Source organism: Streptomyces sp. NBC_00663, from assembly GCF_036226885.1.
Taxonomy (GTDB): Bacteria; Actinomycetota; Actinomycetes; order Streptomycetales; family Streptomycetaceae; genus Streptomyces.
Map to the genome: position 1 here is coordinate 9739725 of NZ_CP109027.1, position 24008 is coordinate 9763732.

At 69.4% G+C, this 24008-nt stretch carries 26 protein-coding genes and 2 pseudogenes; 9 read left to right on the forward strand and 19 right to left on the reverse strand.

What is annotated here, in order from left to right; all coding sequences use genetic code 11:
* The first annotated feature begins 43 nt into the window (after positions 1-43).
* Positions 44-742, forward strand: coding sequence for a TetR/AcrR family transcriptional regulator (locus tag OG866_RS43985; RefSeq protein WP_329343676.1), 699 nt, complete (start codon positions 44-46; stop codon positions 740-742).
* Positions 743-826: 84 nt separating this feature from the next.
* Here the strand turns inward: OG866_RS43985 and OG866_RS45355 are convergent, their stop codons facing one another.
* The 7 genes and pseudogenes from OG866_RS45355 to OG866_RS44020 form a co-directional block, all read right to left on the reverse strand.
* Positions 827-1075: an aldehyde dehydrogenase family protein gene (locus tag OG866_RS45355; protein WP_443063683.1), complete on the reverse strand. Its 249-nt coding sequence runs from the start codon at positions 1073-1075 to the stop codon at positions 827-829.
* A 21-nt stretch (positions 1076-1096) separates the two neighbouring features.
* Positions 1097-2148, reverse strand: a pseudogene (locus OG866_RS45360) (IS630 family transposase); the annotation flags it as partial.
* Positions 2149-2634 (reverse strand): hypothetical protein, encoded by a 486-nt coding sequence (locus OG866_RS44000; protein WP_329343678.1) that lies wholly within the window; start codon positions 2632-2634, stop codon positions 2149-2151.
* A 144-nt stretch (positions 2635-2778) separates the two neighbouring features.
* Entirely contained in the window at positions 2779-3303 is a 525-nt protein-coding gene (locus OG866_RS44005; protein WP_329343680.1) for a hypothetical protein, read from the reverse strand.
* A gap of 495 nt (positions 3304-3798) precedes the next feature.
* Positions 3799-4389, reverse strand: coding sequence for a TetR/AcrR family transcriptional regulator (locus OG866_RS44010; RefSeq protein WP_329343682.1), 591 nt, complete (start codon positions 4387-4389; stop codon positions 3799-3801).
* A 301-nt stretch (positions 4390-4690) separates the two neighbouring features.
* Positions 4691-5506 carry an oxidoreductase gene (locus OG866_RS44015; RefSeq protein ID WP_329343684.1) on the reverse strand — a complete coding sequence of 272 codons (816 nt, stop codon included), beginning with the start codon at positions 5504-5506 and terminating at the stop codon, positions 4691-4693.
* Between the two features lie 129 nt (positions 5507-5635).
* Positions 5636-6451, reverse strand: a complete 816-nt coding sequence (locus tag OG866_RS44020) for an oxidoreductase (RefSeq protein ID WP_329343686.1) — start codon at positions 6449-6451, stop codon at positions 5636-5638.
* Positions 6452-6660: 209 nt separating this feature from the next.
* On the opposite strand from OG866_RS44020, the gene OG866_RS44025 reads away from it, so the two are divergent.
* Both OG866_RS44025 and OG866_RS44030 read left to right on the forward strand, forming a co-directional pair.
* Positions 6661-6918 carry an NAD(P)H-binding protein gene (locus tag OG866_RS44025; RefSeq protein WP_443063684.1) on the forward strand — a complete coding sequence of 86 codons (258 nt, stop codon included), beginning with the start codon at positions 6661-6663 and terminating at the stop codon, positions 6916-6918.
* 83 nt (positions 6919-7001) lie between these two features.
* Complete coding sequence (locus OG866_RS44030) at positions 7002-7478, forward strand: tautomerase family protein (RefSeq protein WP_329343688.1); 477 nt, start codon at positions 7002-7004, stop codon at positions 7476-7478.
* Positions 7479-7505: 27 nt separating this feature from the next.
* Here the strand turns inward: OG866_RS44030 and OG866_RS44035 are convergent, their stop codons facing one another.
* Entirely contained in the window at positions 7506-8096 is a 591-nt protein-coding gene (locus OG866_RS44035; protein WP_329343690.1) for a TetR/AcrR family transcriptional regulator, read from the reverse strand.
* 123 nt (positions 8097-8219) lie between these two features.
* Between OG866_RS44035 and OG866_RS44040 the strand changes: the two genes are divergently transcribed.
* The 4 genes from OG866_RS44040 to OG866_RS44055 all read left to right on the forward strand — a co-directional run bounded on the left by OG866_RS44040 (position 8220) and on the right by OG866_RS44055 (position 10627).
* The gene (locus OG866_RS44040; RefSeq protein WP_329343692.1) at positions 8220-8651 is read left to right on the forward strand and encodes a tautomerase family protein; all 432 of its coding nucleotides are present in this window, start codon (positions 8220-8222) and stop codon (positions 8649-8651) included.
* Positions 8644-9654 carry a zinc-dependent alcohol dehydrogenase gene (locus OG866_RS44045; RefSeq protein WP_329343694.1) on the forward strand — a complete coding sequence of 337 codons (1011 nt, stop codon included), beginning with the start codon at positions 8644-8646 and terminating at the stop codon, positions 9652-9654. Before OG866_RS44040 ends, OG866_RS44045 begins: the two co-directional genes overlap by 8 nt.
* Before the next feature lie 46 nt (positions 9655-9700).
* Positions 9701-10249 (forward strand): hypothetical protein, encoded by a 549-nt coding sequence (locus tag OG866_RS44050; RefSeq protein WP_329343697.1) that lies wholly within the window; start codon positions 9701-9703, stop codon positions 10247-10249.
* A gap of 234 nt (positions 10250-10483) precedes the next feature.
* Positions 10484-10627: a hypothetical protein gene (locus OG866_RS44055; RefSeq protein ID WP_329343699.1), complete on the forward strand. Its 144-nt coding sequence runs from the start codon at positions 10484-10486 to the stop codon at positions 10625-10627.
* Positions 10628-11008: 381 nt separating this feature from the next.
* Here the strand turns inward: OG866_RS44055 and OG866_RS44060 are convergent, their stop codons facing one another.
* From OG866_RS44060 to OG866_RS44090, 7 genes are all read right to left on the reverse strand, one after another.
* The gene (locus OG866_RS44060) at positions 11009-11746 is read right to left on the reverse strand and encodes an HAD family hydrolase (protein WP_329343700.1); all 738 of its coding nucleotides are present in this window, start codon (positions 11744-11746) and stop codon (positions 11009-11011) included.
* Positions 11743-12552: a DeoR/GlpR family DNA-binding transcription regulator gene (locus OG866_RS44065; RefSeq protein ID WP_329343702.1), complete on the reverse strand. Its 810-nt coding sequence runs from the start codon at positions 12550-12552 to the stop codon at positions 11743-11745. Before OG866_RS44065 ends, OG866_RS44060 begins: the two co-directional genes overlap by 4 nt.
* A gap of 160 nt (positions 12553-12712) precedes the next feature.
* Positions 12713-13747: a zinc-dependent alcohol dehydrogenase gene (locus OG866_RS44070; protein ID WP_329343704.1), complete on the reverse strand. Its 1035-nt coding sequence runs from the start codon at positions 13745-13747 to the stop codon at positions 12713-12715.
* A gap of 26 nt (positions 13748-13773) precedes the next feature.
* Positions 13774-14781 (reverse strand): zinc-dependent alcohol dehydrogenase family protein, encoded by a 1008-nt coding sequence (locus OG866_RS44075; RefSeq protein WP_329343706.1) that lies wholly within the window; start codon positions 14779-14781, stop codon positions 13774-13776.
* A complete protein-coding gene (locus tag OG866_RS44080; protein WP_329343708.1) occupies positions 14778-15662 on the reverse strand; it encodes a carbohydrate ABC transporter permease in 885 nt (294 codons plus the stop codon). The genes OG866_RS44075 and OG866_RS44080 overlap by 4 nt, the downstream gene beginning before the upstream one ends.
* Positions 15659-16621, reverse strand: coding sequence for a carbohydrate ABC transporter permease (locus OG866_RS44085; protein WP_329343710.1), 963 nt, complete (start codon positions 16619-16621; stop codon positions 15659-15661). The genes OG866_RS44080 and OG866_RS44085 overlap by 4 nt, the downstream gene beginning before the upstream one ends.
* A gap of 75 nt (positions 16622-16696) precedes the next feature.
* The gene (locus OG866_RS44090) at positions 16697-18049 is read right to left on the reverse strand and encodes an ABC transporter substrate-binding protein (RefSeq protein ID WP_329343711.1); all 1353 of its coding nucleotides are present in this window, start codon (positions 18047-18049) and stop codon (positions 16697-16699) included.
* Positions 18050-18309: 260 nt separating this feature from the next.
* On the opposite strand from OG866_RS44090, the pseudogene OG866_RS44095 reads away from it, so the two are divergent.
* Positions 18310-19155: pseudogene (locus OG866_RS44095) on the forward strand (PfkB family carbohydrate kinase); the annotation flags it as partial.
* 79 nt (positions 19156-19234) lie between these two features.
* Here the strand turns inward: OG866_RS44095 and OG866_RS44100 are convergent.
* Positions 19235-20773: an FGGY-family carbohydrate kinase gene (locus OG866_RS44100; RefSeq protein ID WP_329343713.1), complete on the reverse strand. Its 1539-nt coding sequence runs from the start codon at positions 20771-20773 to the stop codon at positions 19235-19237.
* Positions 20774-21081: 308 nt separating this feature from the next.
* Between OG866_RS44100 and OG866_RS44105 the strand changes: the two genes are divergently transcribed.
* Positions 21082-21261 (forward strand): hypothetical protein, encoded by a 180-nt coding sequence (locus tag OG866_RS44105; protein ID WP_329343715.1) that lies wholly within the window; start codon positions 21082-21084, stop codon positions 21259-21261.
* Positions 21262-21305: 44 nt separating this feature from the next.
* Here OG866_RS44105 and OG866_RS44110 read toward each other — a convergent pair whose 3' ends face one another.
* From OG866_RS44110 to OG866_RS44120, 3 genes are all read right to left on the reverse strand, one after another.
* Positions 21306-21734 (reverse strand): (R)-mandelonitrile lyase, encoded by a 429-nt coding sequence (locus OG866_RS44110; protein ID WP_329343717.1) that lies wholly within the window; start codon positions 21732-21734, stop codon positions 21306-21308.
* Between the two features lie 70 nt (positions 21735-21804).
* Positions 21805-22572 carry an SDR family NAD(P)-dependent oxidoreductase gene (locus OG866_RS44115; RefSeq protein ID WP_329343719.1) on the reverse strand — a complete coding sequence of 256 codons (768 nt, stop codon included), beginning with the start codon at positions 22570-22572 and terminating at the stop codon, positions 21805-21807.
* Positions 22573-22695: 123 nt separating this feature from the next.
* Positions 22696-23952, reverse strand: a complete 1257-nt coding sequence (locus OG866_RS44120) for an MFS transporter (RefSeq protein WP_329343721.1) — start codon at positions 23950-23952, stop codon at positions 22696-22698.
* Positions 23953-24008 lie beyond the last annotated feature (56 nt).

Consider the following 24008-nt stretch of genomic DNA (forward strand, 5'->3'; position numbering starts at 1 on the left):
AGTGAAAGTGGATTGGGCATTCCGATTCGGTAGACTGAGTGTCATGAACCTTGGCGCCCCATCCAGTGATGACCCTGCCGCGCAGCCTCTCCGCAGCGATGCCGAGCGCAACCGCGCGCGGATCGTCGCCGCCGCGCGCACGGTGTTCAGGCGTGACGGCCTGAATGCCTCCATGGCTTCCGTGGCCCGCGAGGCGGGGGTGGGCATCGCCACCCTGTTCCGCCGTTTCCCGACGAAGGAGGACCTGGTCGCCGCGGTCTTCGCCGACCGTATGGACGCCTACGTCGACGCGGTCGGCGTCGCCCTCGACGACCCCGATCCCTGGCGCGGTCTCGCGGGGTTCATCGAAACCGGCTGCGCGATGCAGGCCGCCGATTACGGCTTCGCCGACGTGCTGACCATGACCTTCCCCACAGCCAAGGCTCTGGAGGAGCGCCGAGACCAGGCGTACGAGGGCGTCGTCCAGCTCATCGGCCGCGCCAAGGCCGCCGGACGTCTGCGGGAGGACTTCACCCCCGAGGACCTGGTGCTGGCGTACATGGCCAATGCCGGCGTCGTCAACGCCACCGGCGACACTGCTCCCGACGCCTGGAAACGCGTCGTCGCCCTGATGCTCCAGTCCTTCGAAGCCCCCGCCCGCGGCCCCCTGCCCGACTCGCCCGAGCCCCGCGCCCTCTACAGAGCCATGCTCCGGGCCAGTCAGGCGTGCGCTGCCTCGCCGGAACCCGGGAGGAAGGACTGAAAGGTCACGTGCGGCCGGATGCGCATCAGTGGCTCGGTCCGGATGCCGGCACCGTCGCGCACGGCCCGAGCGAGGCCACGCCTGTCAACCGGCGTTGATGACCACGCACTTCACCTGTGTCCAGTCCTCCAGGTGGTCGGGACCCATGGAGCGGCCGAACCCGCTGTGCTTGTAGCCGCCGAAGGGCGCGCCGATGGCACCGGCCGGGCCGCCGTCACCGAGAGTGTTGACGGCGATCTGGCCTGCCTGGACGCTGCGGGCCAGGCGGACCGCTCGCCCGACGTCCTGGGTCCAGACGGCGGCGGTGAGGCCGTAGCGGGTGCCGTTGGCGATCGCGACGGCCTCTTCCTCATCTCTTCGGGTTGTTGTCGGTCGGTGGGTGAGTGTGAGTCCGGTGCCAGTCAGGCATCCGTCGATCAGGTCGGGGCGGAGCTGGATGTGGCGCAGCCCTCGGCGGAGAGTGCGTTCGAGGTGCTCGTCGTCGGTGAAGGCGGTGTTGGCCGGCGGGCCGTGTTGTAACAGCGACCAGACGCCCTCGACCGGGTTCAAATCCGGTGCATACGACGGCAGTTGAACGATGGTCAACCAGTCGTGTGCGGCGACGTACTCACGCATCCCGGCTGCCCGATGGGTGTCGAGATCATCCCAGATCAGCACGATGGGAGCCTGGAGCTGGATGTGGGCACGCACGACCAGGTCGCGGTAATCGCTCCAGGCGAAGGTGTCGCGCCCTTTGCCCTTGTGCTTGCGGTGGCGACGCGGCCGGTAGATGAGCCGGGACGTCTCACCAGGCTTGTAGCAGCACATGGCCGCGATCGACCAGCGACGCCAGGAACGACCCCGCACCCGCACCACCGGCGTGTGACCACGCCGGCCCCATGTGCGTGCACGTGGTGGTGTCGTCGAGAACCCGGCCTCGTCCTCGAAGACGATGTATGCCCCCAGCGCCGCCGCAGTCATTCCGCCTGCGGCCACACATCCTTCTTCCACAGGCTCACTGCCCGCTCGCCGTGCTCGAGGACTCTGCGGGCGGGACACTGCCAGGATCAGCCATGCCGGTGCAGCAACCGCCACACCGCCGCCGAGGAGCAGTCCAATCTGAACTTCCGGGCGATCAGCACCCTGATCCGGGCCAGGGTCCACCGCTGGTCCTCCCAGCCATGCACGGCCGGCCCCAACGCCAACTCTTGCTCCAACTCGACGAACTGCCCGTCGGACAGCTGGGGCAGTTTCGGCGGCCCCGCGGACGCCAGCGCGTCCGAACCGCCCTCCCGCCAGGCACGGCGCCAGCGCTCCACCGACCGCTCATTGACCCGCAGATCCCTCGCGATCACCGCAGTTCTCTCACCACGAACGAACCGCTCGCCCGCCTCGTACTTGAAATGAGTACCGGAGCCCCGCAGCAGTCAGCAGCGAACGCCGCCGTGCGCGAAGGTATGCCCGAAGGAAACATCACTCCAGCCGCTGGCCCAATGGTGGTAGGAGACCGTGAGGTCATCGATAAATGCATTGACGAAGTCCCCCTCTTCGCAACCCGGGTGACTCGTCTCCCAGCGTACGTAACGCTGGTTGGCCACCACCTCCAAGTGGGGAAGGTAATCATAGGTCGTAGATCCGTTTTTCCGTGTCTCGACCAGGCCGTTGCTCACCACGCACTGGAGCAGGAAGTTTGACGGGTTGTCCGTGTTGCACGTGAAGTTCTCAACCGAGACCCTGACCTCGTCCTCATCCGCCCGGATGCAGAAATCGAATGCCACACTGTCCGACACGTCTTTTCCGTACTCTTCGTGGTGCACACACCGCTGAACGGCAGAGGCGGGAGAGGCCGCGAGGGGGACGACTCCGAGCGCAGCCACCATGGCCGCCGAGAGGAAGGAAGAAACCTTCTTCACGGAAACTCCTCATTTTTGATCTTGATGGTCGAAGCGAATTTATCCGGCAGACGTTCGACCTGCAATCAAGGGACTTGTCGATCGTGAATTTTCATTCCCTAAGCTCAATAGAATGATTTTCGTCCTATGGGGGTCCTACGTGTCTCACGGCAGCTCTAGGTCGTGATCATGCGGCTGCGGTGATTTCGTTCCAGCGGCGGTGGCAGGCAGCGGCCCCGTGTTGATGGCGGCGGCGCCGTCGGGACCAGTGCATGACGTGCTCCGGGGCGGTGACCGGTTAGTCCGGTTCTCCGAACTTCGGCGCTTGCATCGGATGCGTCTCGGCTCGAATACGGTGCCATCGAACAGGGTGGCGCCACCGGCCAGCACGGTCGCGGGCGACATCAACGGCGAGACCTCCACCACCAGCTCGGGGTGAACCAGCGTGACGTTGAGGCGCTCGCGAGTGGCCCATCCTGCGGAGAACGTCCATCCCATCCACGGATGGTCACCGCCTGCCGGAGCCAGCAGGCTGGCGAGCGCGCTGCGGGCCGCGCCGGACAGCGTGGTGGTCCGCCCCGTGTACCGCGGCCGACCGTCCACGTCGAACCGGCCCAGAAGCAGACTCCGGGGAGCGGCCACAGAACCGGTGACCCCGCCGACGAGCGCCTCACTGGTCTCGCGCACCACTGGTGGAGTGTCGGTATTCGAAGGTTGCAGTATTCGCCCGGGTCGGCGGGGATGGCCATGAGGTCCAGGCGGACAGAATCAGCGAACACCACCGCCCGGTGGGACCAGCGCCGCCGACCTGATCAGGCGACTGGGCTTCGACACCGTCGACGCCCGACCCAGCCGGTGCGCGGGACCGGCCGGAACTCGGCAGGGCGTCAGGCGAGCGCGCGGTCGGCGGTGAGCTTGCGGGGGGGGGGGGGGCGACGAGCAGGACTCCGCAGACGCCGTCCGGGCATCATGAGCCGCCCGATCCCGTTGCTGCGGCTGTGAGGAGTCGCTCTGCCGTCCGTTTCGGTCGGGCTCGCAGCGCGCCCTTCAGCGCCTGTGCCGTCCGGTGGGGGAGTCGGCGTCGAGCAGGGGGTCGTGGCGTCGGCCGGGTGTCAATTGGAGAAATCCTGGCGGCCTCGGGCTGCTCTTCCGAAAGCCACAGCCCGCGGATAGTGGTGCGGCGCGTCAGACGCCCTGCCCGGCGTCCAACAGGGCGAGGGCGTTGCTTATCCCCTGATTGAGGAGTTCATGAGCGAGTTGGCTGTCGGTCAAGGCGCGGGCAAGCTGCAGCGTCCCGGCCATCAGGCCGAGGAGGCTGAGCGCCTTAACGCGGGCGGAGGACGGGGCCTCGGGTGCCATGCGGGCGGCAATGCCGTCGACCAGGACCAGCACGCCGTCGGTGTACGCCTGCCTGGTTGCGTCGGTGCAGCGCCCGATCTCGTCAAGGAGAGCGGCGTTGGGGCAGCCGTCACCAAGGCTGTCGCGGTGCAGGGGCGACAGGTATGCGCGCACAATCTGCTCGAGTCCGGCTCGGCCCGGCGCAGCCTGCGCGACGACGCTCTCGGCCTGTACCTTCAACTGGTCGGCGATTGCCGTGGTGACGAGTTCGTCCTTGGATTCGAAGTGCGCGTAGAAGGCCCCATTGGTCAGCCCCGCGTCCTTCATGAGCGTCGAGATACCGGAGGCGTCGATACCGTCTTGCTTGAACCGACGGCCCGCCGTCTCGATGATCCGCCGCCTCGTCTCCGACTTGTGCTCTTTTCCGTACCGCACCACAGCACACACTCCTTCGTCGGCCGGAAGGACCGGCTGCCCGTCATCGATCTCGCCCGCCTATCATATTGCGAACGTAATCCAAAGCGTCGACAGCGGCGGCGGGCAACCTCTCGTCGCCTGTTTCCCTGTGTGGCACACCAGAGCTTCAGCTTTGAGCCGGTCACACCCCCCGCGACACTGCACTGCGCCAACGAGGCACCGTCACCGCCGCCTTGAGTGCCGTCGCGCTCGGCCCGACGGCGACCTGCCGCCGCTCAGCCCCTGAGGCGGGGTTCCCGTCGGCCGACCGTCCCTCGCGTCCTCAGTTCGGCATCCGGTTGAACCTGCGGATGATCCGGTCGAAGATCCGGGCCGGAAGGACGCGGTGGAGCGCGCTGATGCTTGCGGCCGTCGAGCCGGCGGTGCGCCGCAGTTTCGGGTTCTTGTCGGTGGCCGCCGCGACGATCACCTTGGCCACGGTGGCGGGATCGTCGCCGCCGCTGGTGTTCTTCGCCAGCACCTCGTCGAAGGTGTGCCGTCCCGACGCATAAAGCGGCAACGGGGTGTCGCCCTGCACGCTGTGGTCCCCGAACGGCGTGTTGATCGGGCCGGGCTCGACGAGCAGGATCCGGACGCCGTGCTCGCGGACCTCGTGGTCGAGCGACCCTGAGTAGCCCTCGACCGCGTGCTTGGTCGAGGTGTAGATGGCCATGAACGGGCTGGGGACGAACCCGCTGAGGGAGGAGACGTTGATGACGCGTCCGCGCCGTTGGGCGCGCATGTGCGGCAGAACCGCCTTGGTCATCCGCATGATGCCGTAGACGTTGATGTCGAAGACGTCCTGCGTTCGTGCGACGGAGAACTCTTCGGCGGCGCCGTTGGCGCCGACGCCGGCATTGTTGACCAGGACGTCGATGCGTCCGAACCGGTCCATCACCTGCTTGACCACGGAGGCGACCGATTCGTCGCTGGTCACGTCGAGGTCGAGGTAGGTCACCTCGGCGGGCGCGGTGACCCGCGCCGTGTTGCGAGCGGTTCCGATCACCTCGAATCCCGCCGCGGCGAAGGCGCGGGCCGTCTCCCTGCCGATCCCCGATGAGGCACCCGTCACGAGCACCACCGGTTGGGTTGTCGCCATCACGGTCTCCCTTGGTTTTGAAATGCGCCCGAATTTTTTACATTCGTACGTCTATGTGGTGATCGTTGGCCGAGGGCAACTGGTCGCGTCCGGTGATTCGAGGCAGGGCCCGAGACCCGTCCCTTCGGCTCAGCCGGCAAGTTTGTTGGCCTTGCGGATCTGCCCGTCGAAGACCCCGGCGGGAAGGATGCGGTGCGCCGCGCTGAGAAGCCGGGCGCTCCGGCCGGCGGTGTACCGCGCCTTCGGCTTGGAGTCGGTGGCGGCCGCGACGATCGCCTTCGCGACGGTGGTGGGGTCGTCGCCGCCCTCATTGACCGCCAGCGCCACCTGGTCGGCGATCCGCCGCTGCTCCGCGTAGAGGCGCATGGGCATGTCGGGCTCGACGGTGTTCGCCTCGAACGAGGATTTGGTACCGCCCGGCTGGACGATAAGGGCCCGGACCCCGTGTTCGCGGATCTCGTGGTCCAGGGACCCGGTGTACCCCTCGAGCGCGTGCTTGGACGCCGAGTAGGTGGCCATGTAGGGCGCGGGGAGGAACCCGAGGACGGACGAGATGTTGATGATGCGCCCGCTTCCCTGGGCACGCATGTGAGGGAGAACGGCCTTGGTCATGCGCATCACGCCGAAGACGTTGATGTTGAAGAGATGCTGGGCCTGCGCGAGAGAGTTTTCCTCGTCGGCGCCCGAGGAGCCGATGCCCGCGTTGTTGACCAGGACGTCGATCCGCCCGAACCGCGCGATCACCTGCTCGACCGCGGCAGTGACCGAATCGTCGCTGCCTACGTCGAGGGCGAGGAACGTCACGCCGTCACGGCGGTCGGCTCCCGACGTCTTCCGGCTCGTTCCCACCGTCTCGAAACCTGCGGCGACGAGCGCGAGGGCGGCCGCCTTTCCGATGCCGGTGGATGCACCTGTCACGAGTGCCACCGGCCGAGTTGCCGCCATCGCGAGCTCCTCCGGTTTAAATTACGATCGTATGCCTTACGTTCGTACGACCATAGAGCGGTCGCCGGTCGATGGCAAGTGGTCGCGTCCGGTGATTCGAGAAGGATCCGGGAAACGTGGGGTGCAATACGGGAAAGGCCACGAGCAGACGACGAGCCGGAACCGAGGGCGTGACCCACCGTCGAGCCGACGACCGCATCAGCGGCCCGCTGAATCAGCTTCATTCGCGCAGGCCATCTGTGTCGTTCCGACTCCAGCGCGGCCTGTTCCGCTCCAGCGGGCTGGACTGGACCGTGGTGTACCCGACCAGGCTGACCCACGGCCCCGCCAAGGGCAGCTACCGGGCGGACGACCGGCTGCCGATGAAGGGCAACCCGACGATCAGCCGTGCGGACGTGGCTGCCTTCATGCGCACGGCGGCACAGGGCGGCGAGTGGATCCACCGCACCGCCGTGATCTCCGACTGAGCCCCTGCCCCCGCCGACTATGACAGTCGTTATAAGCGCGTGTACCCTGCCAGCATCTATAACGACTGTCATAGGAGGATGTCGTGACGATCATTACCGTGAACGCCCCCAAGGGGCGCCTGGGCCTGGAGCAGCGCCGTGAGCTGGCCGAGACGCTGACGGACGCGGTGCTGGTGCCCGAGGTGGGACAGTCGGCTCCGGCCGCCCGCGTCGGGTTCCAGGTGCACTTCGTCGAGCGTGAGCGGGACATGATGGCGATCGGCGGACGGCTGCTTTCGGACGCCGGCCAGGAACTCGACGTGATGGTGGTCGACATCGCGGTCATGGACGCCGCCTGGCAGCCGGACGTACGAGCCCAGGTCATCGAGCGCGTCCTGGCCGCACTGGCGGCGGCCTGCGGACTGGAGAAGCCGTCACCGACGTGGTGGGTCAACTTCCGCGTGATCGACGAGGGCAGCTGGGGCTCGTCCGGGGGCGTGCTGTCCGTCCTCCCGCTCCTCGAGAGCGGGGTGTTCACGCAGGAGAGGGCCAAGGCCGTCCGCGCCGCGCTGGGCGCCTGAACCCCGAGGCGTCGAGCGCGGGCCGGCTCACTCCTTGATCGTGGCGAGGATCAGCGCCTGCAGTTGCTCCGCGGTGCGGTCGAGGGGCTCGATGCTGCGCTTGGCGCGGCACATGGCCACAGTCCCCTCAACGGCCGCGACGACGAGGGTGGCCAGCTGGGCCGCCTGCTCGCGCTCGGCGCCGTGCTCCCGCAGCGAGGCGGACAGCAGGCCCTCCCATGCGGTGAAGATGTCGGCGGCGGCCACCACGGCGGGAGGCGTCTCGTCCGTGGGCGGCTCCTCGATGGAGACGGCGAGGACCGGGCAGCCCGCCCTGAAGTCACTGTCGACGACGATCTTGCGCCACAGGGCGAGGAACGCCCGCAGCCCGGCGACCGGTCCCGCCTCCAACTCCTTGCGCAGCCGGCGCGCGACCCACTCGCCGGTGTAGCGGACGGCCTCGGTGGCCAACTGCTGCTTGCCTTCAGGGAAGTAGTGGTACGTCGAGCCGAGCGGCGCCCTGGCGTGCTTGGCCATCTCGCGGATGCTCGTCGCGTTCAGACCGCGCCGACTGATCATGTCGGCCGCACCGGCCACGATCCGCTCACGCGCCGCCGGACTGGACTTGGTCACGTACATGATCCCTTCTGACCCCACTGGATATAACGACCGTCATAGTCTAGCGTGACCGTCGGTTATAACGACTGTCATAGACCTGTGTGGTCAAGCGAAGAGTCGAACGGAACGAAGAGAGGTACGCCCATGCCGATGATCCGGCTCACGGTCCCTGCCGGTGCCCTGACCGAACAGGGCCGCCGAAGTGTCCAGCGCGATCTCGCCGCCGTACTGCTGCGCTGGGAGGGCGCATCCGACACGGCGTTCTTCCGCGCCCAGGCGTGGAGCTACCTCACCGAGCTGCCGGACGGCGCCCAGACCACCGCCGAGGACGACGCGCCGCGTTTCCTGGTGGAGGTCAACGTCCCGCAAGGCGCCCTGTCCGAGCGCCGCAAGGCGGGCCTGGTCGAGGAGGCGACGAAGACTGTCCTGGCCGCGGCGGACCTCGGCCTGGACGACGCCCTGCGGGTGTGGGTCCTGGTTCACGAACAGCCCGAGGGCACCTGGGGCGCGGGCGGCTCCGTCATCCGCTACGCCGACCTGGTGGCCCTGGCGAAGGGACAGCGCACCGATGCGTGAACTGACCTACGTCGCCAAGCGCACCGTCGAGTGGCGCGAGGCGCCCGACCCGAAACTCCAGGCCGACGGGGAGGCGATCGTCGCCCCGGTGGCCGCCACCTCCTGCGACGTGGACTCCTCCATCCTGGCCGGTCACGGCTTCATCGACCCGCCCTTCGCCCTCGGCCACGAGTGCGTCGCCCGGATCGTCGAGACCGGCGACGCCGTTACCGCCGTAGCCCCCGGTGACCTGGTCGTCGTCCCCTGGTCCATCAACTGCGGTACCTGCGACCGCTGCCGGGCCGGGCTGACCGCGCACTGCACCGCTGTCCCGTACATGGCGATGTACGGCGCACCGATCGGCGGTAGCTGGGGCGGGCTCTTCTCCGACCTGGTCCGCGTGCCCTACGCCGACGCCATGCTCGTCCCGCTACCGGCCGGCCTTGACCCGGTGGCCATGGCCTCCGCCAGCGACAACTGGTCCCTGGCCTGGCGCCTGGTCGCCCCCCACCTCAAGGCTCGGCCCGGAGCACGCGTCCTGGTCGTCGCCCGCGGCAGCATCGGCCTGTACGTGTGCGACATCGCCCGCGCGCTCGGCGCCTCCGAAGTGCTCTACGTCGACCCCGACCCCGAACACCGCACCTTGGCCCGCGCGTTCGGAGCCGCTACCGCCGAGACCCTGGACCCGATGCCCCAGGGCTACGACATCGCCGTCGAGGCCACCGGGCGCGTCGACCAGCTCGCCCTGGCCGTCAAATCCCTCACTCCGGAAGGGATTTGTGAGTCGGCGGGCAACCACTTCCGTCCCGGCGAACTGCCACTGCTCGACATGTATCTCAACGGCGTCACCCTGCGCGTCGCCCGCGACAACGTCCGCGCCCACATCCCCGACGCCCTTCAACTCGCCGCCTCCGGCAAGGTCGCCCCCGAGAAAGTCGTCTCCCACGTCATCGACTGGGAAGACCTGCCGACCGCGCTGCCGCAGAAGCACCTGAAGCCGGTCTTCGTCCGGGCCGATGACTGACCGCACCCGGCCCGCACCCCACCAGCCCACCGCACCGAGAAGCCTGATGCACACATCCTTCACTGACCCGACATCCACCGACTCCACGCAAGCGACAGACGAGGAAGGGGAGCTGGAACGCCAGAAGGCGGCCGTCAGCCGCCTCGGCCACGAGCTGCGCGTCCTGGTGGAAGCCACTGTCCGCACCGCCGCCTCCCCGGACACGCTCCACCGTGTGGCGGACGGCGTCCGCCACGTCGCCGGCCAGCTGACGGGGCGACGGCGGTCACGAGCGGAGATCCCCGAGGTGGACGAGTTCCCCGCAGGAGCCCGGATGTACAGCCCTGTCACCGGGGCCGGGAGCCCGCTGGCCCCGCCCGTGCTGGTGACGCCCACCGCCGACGGCCTAATGGGTCACTGCACACTCGGCATCGCCCACGAAGGCCCGCCCCGCATGCCGCCGTCACTGGTTATGGGCGGCTGCTGCCAGGCGAGACTCATCTGCCGCCTGCCGCCTGCCGCCTGCCGCCTGCCGCCTGCCGCCTGCCGCCTGCCGCCTGCCGCCTGCCGCCTGCCGCCTGCCTCCGCTCGTGCCGTGGCCACGAGAGTCGCGTAGGGACCCGCGACCTCCGATGCCTCGATCTGAATCCATGCCTGGTGGAAGGCCATCCGGGCCTCCGCGAAGGTCTTCGCCCGGCGCTCCTTACGTACGGCCCGTTGATTGAGGGCGTACGTCAGGAAGGCGCCGAAGAACGATGAACGGGACGATCAGTGCGGCGGTCTGAGCCCAGGTCCAGCCGCCGTCCGTCGCCTGTGCCGCCGTGGCGACACCGTCTGGTGCCCGGCCGACGTGTGGCACTGGCACGGCGCCACTCCCGACCACTTCATGACCCATCTGGCCGTCTGGGACAGCCTGGCCGAAGGCCAGCAAGGCCCCGAGACCGAATGGGGTGAGCACGTCACGGACGAGCAGTGCAACGGCCGGTCGTCCTGATCCAGCTCGGTCGGCCTTCTACGCGATCGGGCCGGCGGGGATCGAATCATCCTGGCCGCCCTCGGCCCCTCCAACACCTGCATGCCGACCTGAGCACGCGTCCCCGTCGTTCCCTGGACATCCCATGCCAAGACTGCTCACAACCCGACCGCTCCGAGGACCGGGCACGTTGACCGCTCCCGAACCCATGAGGCCGGGGCGAGTGCGGCCGAGTCCGGTACCCCATTGCACGGACTCATCGGCACCCGCTTCGGCGCGGAGCCCCCTATCCCTCCGACTGCACCAGGGCGCCGTGGGGTCGCGCGCACCGAGGGCCACAAGGTCGCCCGCCGCTCGGCGATCCGTCGGGGCGGTTTCCCATCGGCCCATGGGCCACCGCCGTCAGACCACGAGCCGCTGCACGTCCAGCAAGCCGCGCTCTCCCATGCGGTGCTCCGCCGGCAGGATGTACGTGCGCAGACCGCAGGCGGCCGCGCCACCGTCGCGGACCGGGTTGTCGCCGACCATCAGGGTGGCGCGGGGGTCCGCGCCGAGATCGGCGCAGGCTTTGAGGAACAACTGTGGGTCGGGCTTCTCCCGGCCCTGCTCGTAGGAGATCACGCAGGTGTCGATCAAGGCGTCCAGCTCGTGATGGACGAGGTGGGTGCGCAGGTCCCAGGCGAAGTCGCTGACGACGCCGACGCGCAGTCCGCGCTGGCGCAGGGCACGCAGGACCGGTTCGGTGTCGGGATAGGGAACCCAAGCGTCCGGGGTCGTGAGCTCCCGGTAGGCCGCCTCCTCCGCACCGCGCAGGAAGTCCACCTGCTCCCACCAACCCCACATGGCGCGGCGGTGCTGTGCGGAGGAGAGATCACGACCTTCCTGGAGGGCTACGACGGAGGGCAACCGGAAAGCGGCGCGCAATTGGTCGGAGATTTCGGCCACTGCGCTGGGCTCGTCCAGCACGGCCAGGCGGCCGGTGGCGGAGCCGACCCGGCGCAGCCACGTCTCCAGGTCGATCATCTGGAAGAGGGTGTTGCTGAAGTCGAACAGGACAGCCTGGACCGAGGGCACCGGCGCGGCCATCTCGGCGCCGCTGGGACGGTAGGCGCTCGGTGTTTCGAACAGGGTGCGGATCACAGGGAAGGCTCTTCGGGTTCGACCGTCTCGACGGGGACTTCGAGGTCTCGTATGGCCGCGAGTTCCGTGTCGGGGGTGCCGGTGTCGGTGATGACACTGTGGTAATCGGCCACGGTGCCGTACGCGTACGTGGCGGTCTTGCCGAACTTCGAGTGGTCCACCAGGAGCAGCGCCTGTTCGGCGGAGGCGAGCATGGCCAGCTTCACCTCGACGTAGTCGTTCAGGGGGTGGAAGAGGCGTCCTTCCAGGACGGCGGTGGCGGACAGCAGGGCGAGATCGGCACGGATCCGGGACAGGGCCCGGGTGACGGTGGGGCCGGTGCAGGAGTTGAAGTCGCCGCGGTAATGGCCACCCAGCAGGGTGACGTTCACTGCGGGCGCGGCGGACCCGAGGCGCTGGGCGAGGCCGACCGAGTTGGTGACGACGTGCAGCTGATCCATCTCCGCCAGCGCCGGGACCAGGGGGAACAGGGTGGTCGAGTCCTCCATGAGCACCGTGCTGCCCGGCCTGATCCGGCCGGCGACGGCCGCGCACAGCGCGTTCTTGGCCGCGAGGGCGCTGTTCTCACGGAAGCGGGTGGCCGTCTCCATGGTGAGGGCGGGGAACGCGACGGCCCGCCCGCGCTCCTTGCGCAGTAGATGCCGCCCGGTGAGATCGTCCAGGTCCCGGTGCATCGTCATCAGACTGACGTCGAAGTGCCGGGCGAGGTCGTCGATGCGGGTCTCGCCATGGTCGGCGACGTACCGCAGGACGGCCTGACGTCGCTCCTCGACGGCCGCCTGTGACAGTCGCGTTCGGGCGGTCACGGCGCCCCTCCTTCCCGGTCGCTCCGGTATCGCAGTTTCCCACACGGGCCGGTGCGGGTCGGGGTCCGTCCGGCTCGCGGGCCTCGGGCCACCCGCGCGGCGGCGGCGTACGGCGTGCGTGTCTGCGTCCATGTCTGCACCCCTGCCTGCGTGCCGTGGGCTACCGTCCGTCCACCGTGACCAGCACCTTGACCTGCTCTGGGTCGACGGATGCGGCGAACGCCTTGGCGGCGTCCTCCAGCGGGTAGGTGGCGGTGACGATCTCGGCGGTGTCGATGGCGCCGGAGGAGATCAGGGCCATCGCGGTGCGGTAGTCGTCGCCGGTGTACATCAGGGTGCCCTCGATGCGGATTTCGCGGTCCTGGATCAGGTCGAGGCGGACCGGGGTGGTGCCGCCGGCACCGACGCCGACGACGATGATCGTGCCGCCCTTGGTGACCAGGTCGGTGGCCTGGGCGATGGACTGTTCGCGCGCCACGCAGTCGAAGACCACGTCGGCGGGTCCGCCGAGTGCCGCGTGGGCCTGGTCGGCGAGGTCGGTGGCGTCGGCGGGCAGGGCCGAGTCGGCTCCCAGACGCAGGGCGCGGTCCCGCTTGCCCGGCAACAGGTCGGTGACGGCGATCCTCGTGGCGCCCGCGTGCCGGGCAGCGGCGAGGACGAGCAGACCGATGGGCCCGGCGCCGAGCACGACAACCGTGCGTCCGGTGAGGTCACCGGCCTTCGCCACGGCGTGCACGGGGGTGGCCAGGGGTTCGACGAGGGCGGCCTCGATGTCGGTCATACCGTCGGGAACGCGGTGGACGCGGTCGGCCGCGATGGTGAACAGGTCGGCCATGGCGCCGGGCGTCTGGCAGCCGAAGACCTTCAGCTCCTGGCAGATGTTGTAGCGGCCGGAGCGGCACTGGGGGCAGCGTCCGCAGTACAGGTTGGGCTCGATGATCACTCGATCTCCGGGCGCGAAGTCCTCGGCTCCCTTCCCGGCCGCGGCGACGACACCGACCGCCTCGTGGCCGGGCCGGTAGGGCAGGTCGATGAAGGGGTGGTGGTCGGCCGCCGCATGGGTGTCGGAGCCGCACACGCCGACGACGGTGGTGCGCAACAGGAGCTCGTCATCCCCGGGTACGGGGGCGGCCACTTCCTCGAGGGTGATGTCGTCGAGGGAGCGGACGAGAACGCGGCGGATCTTCTCGGTCATGGGGGATTCCGTTCGGTTTCGGGCGTTCACGCGGTGGCGAGGCTGGGCTGGATCTGGATCTTGCGGCCGATGCCTGCCTGGAAGCGGGCGACCGCGTCCGGGAACGCCGCCAGCGGGAGGCGGTCACTGATGAAGACGCGCGGGTCGATGACACCGGTGGCGAAGAGGTCCGCGGCGCGTTCGAAGCTGTGCAGGACGGCCATCGAGCCGGTGATCGTGATTTCCTGGTTGTAGATCTTGTACGGCTCGATGGTGGCCCGGGCCGCGTAGTCGGCGACCCCGAACTGCAGGTAAGTACCGCCTTTGCCCACCCGGCCGAGGGCGTCCTGGATGGCTTTCGCGTTGCCGGTGGCGTCGACGACCAGATCCCATCCGTGGTGCGGCGGGTCGATCTCGTCGGCGGACGCGGCTCCGGCGGAGCAGCCCAACTGCCATGCTGTGGCCAGACGTTCGGCGTTGAGGTCGACGACGTCGACGCTCGCGGCGCCGGTGGCCTTGGCGAGCTGGAGCATCATCAGGCCCATGGTTCCGGCGCCGTAGATGAGCACGCGGGAGGCGAGGCGGCTGCGCAGGACGTCGTAGCCGCGCACCGCGCAGGACAGCGGCTCGATCAGGGCCGCGTCCTGGGCGTCCACGTGGTCGGGCAGTCGGACGCAGTTGGCGGCGGGCGCCACGGCGTACTCGGCGGCGGCGCCTGGGTGGGTGACGCCGATGGCGGCCCAGCGTTCGCAGAGGTTGTTGTGGCCGAGGCGGCAGTAGTGGCACTCGAAGCAGTACAGCGACGGGTCCACGGCGACCTGGTCGCCGAGCGCGAGCTCGGTGACCTCGGCACCGCGGGCCACGACCTCGCCGGCGAACTCGTGGCCGGGGATGATGGGGAGCTTCGGGGCGAACTCCCCCTGGAGGATGTGCAGATCAGTGCCGCACAGCCCGGTGGCCGCGACCTCGACGACGACCTCGCGGGGGCCGGGAGCGGGGTCGTCGACGGTGGTGAGTTCGACGCTGCCGGGCTGCGTGATGACGGCCGCCCTCACTTCACCGCTCCGAGGGAGAGGCCTCGGACGAGCTTGTCCTGGGCGGCGAATCCGGCGATGAGGACGGGCAGCGAGACCAGGGTGGCGGCCGCGCACAGCCGGGCCAGGAACAGGCCCTCGTTGGTGATGAACCCGACGAGGAACACCGGCGCGGTGGACGCCTGCGTGGCGGTGAGGTTCACGGCGAACATGAACTCGTTCCAGCTGAAGATGAAGCAGATCAGCGAGGTAGCGGCGAGTCCGGGCATGGCGACCGGTGCGACGACCCGCCACAGCACGGTGAGCAGGCCGGCGCCGTCGACCTCGGCCGCCTCCAGGATCTCCTTGGGGACCTCGGCGAGGAAGGAGCGCATCATCCAGACCGCGATCGGCAGGTTCATGGCTGTGTAGAGGATGACCAGCGTCCACACGTTGTCCAGCATCCCGGCGTCTTTGACGATCAGGTACACGGGCAGCAGGGCCGCGATGGCCGGGAGGAACTTGGTGGACAGGAAGAAGAACATCACGTCGGTCCACTTCTCGACCGGCTTGATGGACAGTGCGTAGGCCGCCGGCACCGCCAGGGCGAGCACGAGCAGCGTCGAAAGGATGCTGGCCATGGCCGAGTTGAGGAGGAAGGGGGTGATGTCTCGGCTGAACAGCAGCTTGTACTGGTCGAAGGTGACGGCGGCGAAGGGGGTGGGCGGGTTGGTGGCCGCGTCGGCCTCCTGGTGGAAGGAGGTGAGGACCATCCAGGCCACGGGCGCGAAGAACGCCAGGGTGGCGAGCCAGGCGACGAAGGTCCACAGGGGGGAGAGCCGGGGCTCACCGCCCTGGTCCTGCTTGCGGCGGAAGAGCTTGGTGAGCCTCGCCCCGGGCGCGGCGGCTGCTGCGTGGGTCATCGGGATGTCTCCTCGCGGAACAGTGACGCGATGGTGCGCAGCGCGAAGGTCGCGATGACGAACGCGCCGAGGACGACGACGACACCGGCGGCGGCCGCCTCGCCGTACTCGTACTTGCGGAACATGGTCAGGTAGATCTCGTAGGGCAGGTTGGTGGTCTGGGAGCCGGGGCCGCCCTGGGTGATGGTGAAGACCGCGTCGAAGGTCTGCACGACGTAGATCGTGCCGAGCAGTACACCGAGCTCGATGTACTGGCGCAGATGCGGCAGCGTGATGTGGCGGAAGGTCTGCAGCGCGGAGGCGCCGTCCATGCGGGCCGCCTCCAGGACGTCACCGGGCTGTGCCTGCAGGCCGGCCAGGAGGATGAGCATCATGAACGGGGTCCACTGCCAGACCAGCGAGATCACGACGGCCGGCATGGGATACGAGGAGATCCAGTCGACCGTGGGGCCGTTGTCCGCTCCGAAGAACCTGTATACGGCGTTGAGGGTGCCGTTGAGCAGTCCGTAGTCGGGGTTGTAGATGGCGTGCTTCCACAAAAGCGCCGCCGCGACCGGCATGACCAGGAACGGGGCGATGAGCAGCGTGCGCGCCAGCCCGCGGCCGGCGAAGCGGCGGTCGAGGAGCATCGCCAGGCCGAGTCCGATGATCACGCTGATGACCACCACCGACGCGGTGAGGACAACGGTGTTGAGCACGGCCGTGCGCAGCCGCTCGTCGGTGAAGACGAACGAGAAGTTGGACAGGCCGACGAAGTGGCGCTCGCCCGGCTTGAGGATGTTCCACTGGAAGGTGGAGATGATCAGCGTGGCCACGAAGGGCAGCTGGGTGACGACGATGGTGAAGATCAGCGCCGGCAGCAGCGGGATGCGGCGCTTCCACTTGGCCGCCGCGCCCGAGGACTTGCGGGGGCGGACGGGTGGGGGTGGTGTCTTGGGGGGTGCGGTGAGCGTGGTCATGAGTGGTTCCTCTGCCGGTGAAGGCCGGGGTCGGGGAAGCGGCGCCCGGCCGGCGGGCCGGCCGGGCGCTGAAGGTCACTTCTGGTAGGTCTTGGCGACGTCCTCGGCCAGCTTCTGGCCGTCGTCGAGCGCCTTGTCCACGGATGTCTTGCCGGCGATGGCGGCGGAGATCTCCTGCGTCACCTTGGTGCCCAGGTCCTGGAACTCGGGGATGGCCACGTACTGGATGCCCACCGTCGGCCTGGGCTGGACGCCCGGGTTGGCCGGGTCGGCGCCCTCGATGGACTTCAGGGTGATGTCACCGAACGATGCGGCGGCCTTCTTGTACTGAGGGATCTCGTACGTGCTGGCCCGCTTGCCGGCCGGGACACGCGACCAGCCGAGCTTGTTGCCGACGAGGCTCTCGTACTTCTTGCTGGAAGCCCACAGCATGAACTTCGAGGCGGCGTCGGCGTTCTTCGTGGTCTTCGGCATAGCCCATGACCAGGCCCACAGCCAGCCGCTGCTGTCCGTCTTGACGGTCGGTGCGTAGGCGTAGCCGACATGGCCGGCGATCTTGCTGGAGGCGGAGTCCTCCAGCGATCCGGCCGCGCTGGTCGCGTCGTACCACATGGCGACCTTCTTCTGGCTCAGCGCGTTCAGGCACTCGGTGAACCCGGCCTGCGGGGCGCCGGCCTCACCGTGCTCGCGGACCAGGTCGACGTAGAACTTCGTGGCCTCCTTGAAGCCGTCGCTGTTGACCTGCGCCTTCCAGTCCTTGGTGAACCAGGTGCCGCCGAAGGTGTTGACCATGGACGTCAGCGGTGCCCCGAGCTCGCCCCAGCCGGCCAGACCGCGCAGGCAGATGCCCTTCATGCCGGGCTCGGCGCCGTCGACCTTGGCCGCGATGTCGGCGATCTGCTGCCAGGTCGGATGCTCGGGCACCGTGACGCCCTTCGCCTTCATGACGTCCTTGTTGTACATGAGCATCGACGACTCGCCGTAGAACGGCAGGGCGTACAGCTTGCCGTCCGAGCCGGTGAGTGACTGGACCATCGGCTTGAGCAGGTCGGCCTTGTCGAAGCTGGTGTCCTTGTCGGCGTAGGAGCCCAGATCGTGCAGCCAGCCGTTCTTCTCCCAGATAGGCACCTCGTAGGCGCCGATGGTCGCGACGTCGTACTGGCCGGCCTGGGTGGCGATGTCCTGGGTGACTTTGTCGCGCAGCTCGTTCTCGGGAAGGACCGTGAAGTTGACCTTGATCCCGGTGTCCTTGGTGAACGTGCTCTTGGTCAGCTTCGCGATGTCCTCCATCTGCGGGTTGCCGACCATCAGGACATTGATGCTCTTGCCGCCGCCCGAGGACCCACCGGCTCCGGCTCCGGAACAGGCGGTGGCGAGCAGGGCGGTGGCGGCGGCGCCGGCTATGAGGGCGTATCTGGTCGATGCCATGTGACGGGGGACCTCTCGTGCGGATTCGCCGGGACCTCGACTGAGGCGCGACGGGTCGAGCAGGGGTGTGGATGCGTCCCTGGGGAGTCGGGCGCGTTTCGATGGCCGAATTATTAGCAGGAGACTGCGCCGTTGTTAACACATCTTGCGAGAAATTCTCTTCAGACTTATCGTCAAGCGGTCTCTGAGGGCTGCGGGACTCCACCGATGAGCCCAGCCCCAGCCCGCGACCTTGCCGCCGCCGTCCCTGAGGAACCCGCATGAGCGCCAGACCGGAACCCGCAGACCAGCCTGCCGTCGTTGCCGCCGGTCTCGGCCGACTGCGAGTCCCCACGGCACTGCTCGCGCGCATCTCCGAAGACCACTTCGGCGATCTCCTGCGCGCGCACCTCGCGGCATCCGGCACCCGGCTCACCCACGCGCTGCCCGCATCCGACCCCACCACTCTCGCCGCCGTGCATCTGCGCGAGGACGGGCCGGCCGCCTACTCCTTCCACGCGAACGGCACCGCCGACCGCGGCCTGCTCCCTGAACATCTCGCCGCTCTCCCGGACCGCGGTGCGCTGCCCGCGGGGACGGCTCTGCACCTCGGGTCGCTGGGTCTGCTGCTCGAGCCCCTGGCCTCCATGCTCGACGGACTGTTGCGCCGGGAGGCGGGACGGCGGCTGGTGTCCCTCGACCCGAACGTGCGGCCGGGCCTGGTCACCGACCGCGCCGCCTATCTCCGGCGGTTCGCCGAGTGGGTGGCGCTCGCCGACGTGGTGAAGGCGAGCGACGAGGACGTGGCCTGGCTTTACCCCGGTGAGTCGTACGAGGCGGTGGCCGAACGCTGGCTGGCGTCAGGGGCAGGACTCGTCCTGATCACGTTCGGCTCCCAGGGAGCCTGGGCCGTCGGCCGCGACGCCCGCGTCCATGTGCCGGCCCCGGCGGTCCGGGTCGTCGACACGGTCGGAGCGGGCGATGCCTTCACCGCCGGAGTGCTCGCCCATCTGCACCACACCGGCCGACTCAGCCGCGAAGGAGTCGACCACCTCGGCGCCGGCGAGCTAGCCCGGCTGCTGTCGTACGCCGTGGACATCGCGGCCGACACCTGCACCCGCGCCGGCGCCCAGCCGCCATACCGCTACGACGGCGCGGCGACCCCCGTGCAGCGGCAGTCGCCGTGCCTGGAGGCCCGTCGATCCCTCATGTCGTCGGCTCGTCGGCCACTCGCTCGCGAGCCTCGGGCGCGTCCAGGCGAGCCCAGACCGGTCCGAGAGCCTCCAACGCCTCCCGGTACACCTGGTACGCCTCGTCGAGAACGGCGACCCGATCGGGGCGGGGTTCGTGGCGCCTGAGCACGGCCGCTGCGGCACGCGGGTCCGTCACGTCGTCGAGCAGTCCTACGGCCGTTGCGGCTAGTAGGGCTGCTCCCCGGGCGGCACTCTCTTGCACGTCGGTCACCTCGACCGGCCGCCGCAGGGCGTCGGCGAACATCTGGCTCCACACCTCGCTGCGCGCGGCGCCGCCGGTCAGCCGGGCTGCCCCGCTGATCGGCAGCTTCGAGCAGAGCGCGTCGACGTGCCAACGGTGATTGAGCACGACGCCTTCCATCAGTGCCCGCAGAAGATGGCCGCGCCCGTGCCAGCCGCGCAGTCCGAGGAACGTGCCCGACGTGGGATGCGGGTGCGGGGAGCCGTAGACGAAGGGGTGGAACAGCACCTCCGACGGACCGTCCAGGCATGCCTCGACCTCGCGGCCGATCGCCTCGTGGACGCCGTACCGCTGGTCGGCCGGCGCGCCCGCGACCCGCAGGAACCATTCCAGGTTCGCCACCGACGCGGGTGAGGTGGACATGGTCATCCACTGCCCCGGGCGGACGAAATGACGGACCTGCCAACGCGCATCGACCACCGGACGCTCGCCGACCACCTGGTTGATGCTGAACGACCCGGCGATCAGGCACAGTTTGCCCGGTGCTGTGCCGCCGATCCCGAGCGCGGCGGCGTCGACGTCATGGGCGCCCGTCACGACGGGGGTGCCTGCGGGGAGCCCGGTCAGCGCGGCGGCTTCACGGGTGACGGTTCCGCTGACCGCGTCGCACGCCAGGACGGGCGGCAGCAGGCCGGCGAGGGCGCCGAGACCGTAGAGATCGAGCAGCTCCGGCGCGTAGCCACCGCGCCGCATGTCGGTGAACGAGGCACTGGCGTCCGTGGGATCGGTGGCCGCCACGCCCGTCAGCCGCAGGCGCAGCCAGTCCTTGCAGGACAACAGCCAACGCGCCCGCTGAAGCACCCCTGGTTCGTGGCGGGCGAGCCAGGCCAGCAGGGCGGCCGGGGAGCCCGCGAAGGGCACCGTGCCCGACAACTCCAGGGAACGGGACCAGACCGGAGTGCCCCGCCACTCCTCCAGCACGGGTTCGGCGCGCGTGTCCATCGCCACGATCGCGGCGCGCACCGGCCGGCCGAGCTCGTCGACTGCGTACAGTCCGTCGCCGTGCCCGGCCACCCCCACCGCGGCGACAGCCCGCCCCGCGTCCGGACCGGCCTCGGCGAGACAGGCGGCGATGGCCCGGTGCGCCGTCCGCCACACGTCGTCCATGTCCCGCTCGACCCAGTACGGGCGAGGGGTGGACAGCGGCAGCGTGCCACTGCCCTGCGCCACCGGCCGGCCGACGGCGTTGAACAGCACGGCCTTGGCCACGGTGTGTCCCGCGTCGACACCGAGCACCAGTTCACGCGCCACCGCTCACACCCACCCCAGCTCGTCGAGGCTGCGGACCGGCCAGGAGCGTCGGACCGCACACCCACGCCAGGGCATCGACACGGTACCCGTCAGGGACGAAACGATCACCGACGACGAGAACCCACCATGCGGTCTCCTCGCGTGCCGAAGCCACACCGTTCACGAAACCGATCGTGCCACGCAACAGGACGGCGGGCCCGGACCGCCGCCTCATGGGGGCCACCTAGCGCCCGGCCGGAGCCTTGATCCGCGTGGAGCCTCTCCTGCGGACAGCAGTTCTTGAGGTAGCGGCGAGCGAGGGAGGTGGCGTGGTCGGCAAGGCGACGAGCGACCCGGAAATGGCCGCGCTGCGGGCTTCCCGGACGCTGAATCCCCGGCCGGAGGCTGTGGTCGATGCGGTGTTCAGCGCCTCGACGTTCTGTGATCCGCGGGATCTGGCGCAGGTGAAGTACGAGACGGTGCGGATCTTTGGGCTGCGACAGCGGTAGGGGTCCTCATGGCACGGATCTTCCTCGGCGTGTGAGGGTCGGGATCAGGAGGTGGCGCGCGGCAGTTCGCGGGTCCGCGGTCCGTTGTACTGCTCGTCGGAGACCGGCTCGGCCCAGGTGGTTTCCGTGCTGCCGTCGCCCTTGCCCTCCCATAGAGCGAGGTGCTCCATGAACCGGTCGGGCACGGCTCCGTGCCAGTGCTCCTCGCCCGGCGGGCACGTGACCGTCTCGCCCGGGTGGGCTTCGACGATCGTGCCGTCCCGAGTGCCGATCAGGGCGACGCCGGAGACGACGTGCAGGGCCTGGCCCAGCACATGGGAGTGCCAGTTGGTGCGCGCGCCCGGCGAGAAGCGGACCGTGTTGACGCGCATCCGGGACGGCTCCTGGCCGGCCACGATGACGTCCCACCAGACGTCACCGGTGAACCAGTCCGCCGGGGCCTTGCTGGTGGGCTGCTGCTTGACGAACTTCATGACGCCTCACAATCGTTGCTTACGAGCGGGGTTTGGGGTGCCGGCCCGATGCCGGCGTTGTGGCCTTTCCTTATCGGGCGACGTAGCCGCCGTCGACGGGGAGGGCGACGCCGACGACGAAGCTCGCGCCGGGGCTGCACAGCCACAGGACGGCCTGGGCGATCTCCTCGGCGGTGCCGAGCCGGTTGATGGGCTGGTTCGCCTCGGCCTCGGCGAGGTCCAGCTCGCCCTTGTCGATCATGTCGCTGACCATGGGCGTGTTGATGGTGCCGGGGCAGACGGCGTTGACGCGGATGCCGCGCGGGGCGTATTCGAGGGCGGCGCTGGTGGTCAGGCCGATCACTCCGTGCTTGGAGGCGTGGTACGAGGCGCGGCCCGGGAGACCGACCAGACCGCCGAGCGAGGAGCAGTTGACGATGGCGCCGCTGCCCTGGGCGCGCATATGGCGCAGCTCGTGCTTCATGCAGGCCCACACGCCGCGCAGGTTGATGGCGTTGACGCGGTCGAAGCGTTCGGCGGGCTCCTCGGCGGCGTCACTGGGCGGGATCTGGATCCTGGCGTTGTTGTAAGCCATGTCGAGGCGGCCGAAGGTCTCGACCGTGCGGTCGACCGCGGCAGTGACCTGCTCCTCGTCGCTGACGTCGCAGGTGAGGGCGAGGACTTGGTGGCCGGCGTCGGTGAGCTCCTTCGCGGCCGCGTCCAGCGTTGCTTCGTCGATGTCGGTGAGGGCGACGGCGGCCCCGGACTCGGCGAAGGCGCGGGCGGCCGCGAGGCCCATGCCGGAGCCGGCGCCGGTGACGAAGGCGACCTGTCCGGTGAAGTCGTAGGCGGGGGTCATGTCGTGCTCTCCCAACGTGGGCTGATTGTGGGTCCGGGTCTCGGCACGGCATTCGTGGCGAGGTCTGCGCGCCGCCTCCGTGCGCCGGTCCGTGTCGGTGGTCGTGCAGTGGGGGGTCCGCGCTCAGCGAGGGAACAGCGCCTGCGCGGGTTCGTCTTGCTCGGCGTGGGCCGGGGCAGTGCGCTGGGCCACGATGCGGCTCACGCCCGACGCGCCGTGGACGGCGAGGGCGATGAGCGGCAGCAGGGTGAGTACGGCGATGACCGTGCCGACCAGGGGCGGGCCGGTCAGGCCGAGGGAGGAGTCCAGGGCCACACCGGCGATCCAGGATCCGCCGGCCACGCCGACATTGAAGGCGGAGGTGGTCAGCGCGGAGGTGAGGGTGGGGGCGTCGCCGGCGAAGCGCATGGCGAGCGAGGTGACGACGGGGTTCACCGTGAATCCCGTCAGTCCCATGAGCAAGACGAGGACGGTGGCCGCGACCGCGTTGGTGGACAGCGGGATCATCAGGAACAGGACCAGGGCGGTGGCCGCGGCGGCGGTGATGGTGGTGGCCATCGGACGGCGCTCACCGAGGCGGCCGCCGGTGGTGGTGCCGCCCAGCGCGCCGACGCCGAAGGCGATGAGGACGAACGGTACGGCGTCCGCCGGGATCCCGGCGCGGTCGGTCAGCAGCGGGGTGACGTAGCTGTACGTCGCCAGGACACCGCCCATGATCAGCATGGCGGCGCTCAGCGCCAGCCACAGCCGGCCCTGGCGCAGGGCGCCGAACTCGGCACGCAGCGAGACGCCTCCGCGCTGTTCCTGGGCGGGGATGAAGCGGCCGATGAAGACGGCGGCGAGCGCGGAGAGGGCGGCCAGGGCCCAGAACGGGCCGCGCCAGCCGACGAACTGGCCGGCGAAGGAGCCGATGGGCACGCCGACGACGTTCGCCAGGGTCAGCCCGCCGATCATGACGCCGGTGGCGCGGGTGGCCCTCGCCGGGCCCGAGGCGGCGGTGGCGACGACGAAGCCGACGGACCAGAACGCTCCGGTGGCCAGCGCGGTGACGGCGCGGGCGGCGATGACGACGGTGAAGGAGGTGCTGAGGGCAGCCACCACGTGGCCGAGGCTGAAGACGGTCAGGGCGAGGATCAGCGTCTGGCGCTGGGGCAGGCGCAGGGTGGCCAGGGCCATGGTCGGCGCCCCGATGATCATGCCGATGGCGAAGGCGGTGATCAGCAGCCCGGCCTGGGAGGTGCTCACACCGAGGTCGGTGGACAGTTCGGGCAGCAGTCCGGCGATGACGAACTCGGTGGTGCCCATCAGGAACGTGCCTGCGGCGAGCACCCAGACGACGAACGGGAGCTTGCCGGGGGTGGTCCCGGACGCGGAAGACATGCGTGTGGTCTCTCTTCGAGCGGAATGGCGGAATCAGAAGGGCGGCCGGGACACCG

What these genes read in the sequence shown, in the direction of transcription:
- OG866_RS44015 (WP_329343684.1), bottom strand. Translation starts at nt 5,506, where the DNA reads ATGGCGACAACCCAACCGGTGGTGCTCGTGACGGGTGCCTCATCGGGG.
- OG866_RS44020 (WP_329343686.1), bottom strand. Translation starts at nt 6,451, where the DNA reads ATGGCGGCAACTCGGCCGGTGGCACTCGTGACAGGTGCATCCACCGGC.
- OG866_RS44120 (WP_329343721.1), bottom strand. Translation starts at nt 23,952, where the DNA reads ATGTCTTCCGCGTCCGGGACCACCCCCGGCAAGCTCCCGTTCGTCGTC.
- OG866_RS44110 (WP_329343717.1), bottom strand. Translation starts at nt 21,734, where the DNA reads ATGAAGTTCGTCAAGCAGCAGCCCACCAGCAAGGCCCCGGCGGACTGG.
- OG866_RS44035 (WP_329343690.1), bottom strand. Translation starts at nt 8,096, where the DNA reads ATGTACGTGACCAAGTCCAGTCCGGCGGCGCGTGAGCGGATCGTGGCC.
- OG866_RS44080 (WP_329343708.1), bottom strand. Translation starts at nt 15,662, where the DNA reads ATGACCCACGCAGCAGCCGCCGCGCCCGGGGCGAGGCTCACCAAGCTC.
- OG866_RS44085 (WP_329343710.1), bottom strand. Translation starts at nt 16,621, where the DNA reads ATGACCACGCTCACCGCACCCCCCAAGACACCACCCCCACCCGTCCGC.
- OG866_RS44050 (WP_329343697.1), top strand. Translation starts at nt 9,701, where the DNA reads ATGCACACATCCTTCACTGACCCGACATCCACCGACTCCACGCAAGCG.
- OG866_RS44040 (WP_329343692.1), top strand. Translation starts at nt 8,220, where the DNA reads ATGCCGATGATCCGGCTCACGGTCCCTGCCGGTGCCCTGACCGAACAG.
- OG866_RS43985 (WP_329343676.1), top strand. Translation starts at nt 44, where the DNA reads ATGAACCTTGGCGCCCCATCCAGTGATGACCCTGCCGCGCAGCCTCTC.
- OG866_RS44045 (WP_329343694.1), top strand. Translation starts at nt 8,644, where the DNA reads ATGCGTGAACTGACCTACGTCGCCAAGCGCACCGTCGAGTGGCGCGAG.
- OG866_RS44090 (WP_329343711.1), bottom strand. Translation starts at nt 18,049, where the DNA reads ATGGCATCGACCAGATACGCCCTCATAGCCGGCGCCGCCGCCACCGCC.
- OG866_RS44070 (WP_329343704.1), bottom strand. Translation starts at nt 13,747, where the DNA reads ATGACCGAGAAGATCCGCCGCGTTCTCGTCCGCTCCCTCGACGACATC.
- OG866_RS44115 (WP_329343719.1), bottom strand. Translation starts at nt 22,572, where the DNA reads ATGACCCCCGCCTACGACTTCACCGGACAGGTCGCCTTCGTCACCGGC.